The 1648-nt window shown below is 69.8% G+C and carries 2 protein-coding genes and 1 pseudogene; all 3 read left to right on the top strand.

Translation table 11 applies throughout. The features are described 5' to 3' along the window. A partial coding sequence (locus ABDJ85_RS20280; protein WP_347706625.1) for an MbnB/TglH/ChrH family RiPP precursor modification enzyme occupies positions 1 to 673 on the top strand: 673 nt, incomplete at its 5' end. Between the two features lies 1 nt (position 674). Continuing rightward, complete coding sequence (locus ABDJ85_RS20275) at positions 675 to 1394, top strand: HvfC/BufC family peptide modification chaperone (protein ID WP_347706624.1); 720 nt, start codon at positions 675 to 677, stop codon at positions 1392 to 1394. A gap of 19 nt (positions 1395 to 1413) precedes the next feature. Then, positions 1414 to 1648, top strand: a pseudogene (locus ABDJ85_RS20270) (hypothetical protein); the annotation flags it as partial.

Here is a 1648-nt window from a genome sequence, read left to right as displayed (position 1 = left end):
CGGCGTGGGCCTGGGCCTGGGCTCCAACGCCGGCCTCGACCCTTGGCATCTGGATCGCCTCGCACGCCTGTGCGAACGCGTGCAGCCGGCGCTGGTCTCGGAGCACGCCTGCTTCAGCCGCGTTCACGGCGGCCATGCGGCCGACCTGCTGCCGCTGCCGCGCACGGCCGCCGCACTGGCAAGGCTTGCTGACCAGGTGGACCAGTTGCAGCAGCACCTGCGGCGCCAGGTGCTGGTCGAGAACATCAGTGCCTATGTGGCCTGGGACCAGGACGAACTGAGCGAGCCCGCGTTCTTTGCCGAGCTGGTGCGGCGCACCGGCTGCGGCCTGCTGCTGGACGTGAACAACCTGGTCGTCAATGCGCGCAATGCGCAGGGCTGCTCGCCCGACGAAGCGGCTGCCGTGGCCATGGCCTGGGTCGATCACCTGCCGGCAGGCCTGGTGGGCGAGATCCATCTGGCTGGCTACACCGAGCAGCCCGGCCTCTTGATTGACGACCATGCGACCCGTGTGCGGCACGAGGTCTGGCGGGTCTACGAGCACGCGCTGGCGCGCTTTGGCCCTGTGCCCAGCCTGCTGGAATGGGACACCGACCTGCCCGCGCTTGACGTGCTGCTGGACGAGGCCGAACAAGCACGCCGGACCCTGGTGGACTTGGAAGACTGTGTCTGAGATGGATGAGCAGACGGCTTTTGTCCAGGCGCTGCGCCGGGGCGGCGACGTGCTTGGCCTGCGTGGCGTGCGGCCAGGCCTGAGCGTGGCCGAGGGGCTCAGTGCCTACCGGGGCAATGCGCAGGCGCTGTCGGCGCGGGCGCTGGCCGCCGTCTTTCCGCGTTTGGAGGCCGAGCTGGGCAGCGCTGACTTTGCGGCGCTGGCCTGGGCTTTTTGGCGCACGCAGCCGCCGCTGCGGGGTGACCTGGGCACCTGGGGCGATGCGCTGCCGGCCTTTTTGGCCGAGACCGCCGGGCTCGACTCCGGCCTGCCGGGCCTGGCCCAGCTGGAATGGGCCAGGCACGAGGCCGAACGCGCGGCCGATGCCGACCTGGACACCGAGTCTCTCGCCCAGCTCGCGCAGTGCGAGCTGGAGGGCTTGCAATTACAGCTGCGGCCGGCGGTGCGCCTGTTGGCCTTGGTGGGCCCGGTGGCGGACGAGCCGGCCTTGACCGGCCACTGCCTGGTGTGGCGCGAGGGCTGGGTGGCGCAGCATGGGCCACTGGACGCCGCCACGGCGGGCTTCATGGGCGCAGTGCTCGATGGCCGCAGCTTGGCTGAGGCCCTGGCGGCGGGTGAGGTGAAAGGTTTGGGCGCGCAGCCCGACTTCGACTTCAGTGCGTGGCTGCAAGCAGCCTTGCGCCACGAATGGCTGCACCGTGTGGTGCAGCGCCCCATCTGACCCCCAACGCTCCATTGCCATGAACGCCTTGATTTCCACCTTGCTGCGCACCGCCATCCACCCCGGGCCCTCGCAGCCCGAGCCCGACCTGCCTGGGCCGCTGGGCCGTTTGCTGTGGGAGGCGCAGTCCTTGGCACTGCTGGGCGCGCGCTTCTATTTGGCGAATGTGTTCTTCAGCTCGGGCCTGACCAAGCTGCGCGACTGGTCGTCCACGCTGGCGCTGTTCCAGGACATCTACAACGTGCCTGTGTTGC

Origin of the sequence: Roseateles paludis (assembly GCF_039872745.1) — a bacterium.
Lineage (GTDB): Bacteria > Pseudomonadota > Gammaproteobacteria > Burkholderiales > Burkholderiaceae_C > Pelomonas > Pelomonas paludis.
The sequence above is the reverse complement of the archived record's forward strand: the minus strand, read 5'-3'. Positions and strand labels throughout refer to the sequence as shown.

Excerpts from the sequence above, each read along its gene's own strand:
- ABDJ85_RS20275 (WP_347706624.1), top strand. The coding sequence starts at position 675 with ATGGATGAGCAGACGGCTTTTGTCCAGGCGCTGCGCCGGGGCGGCGAC.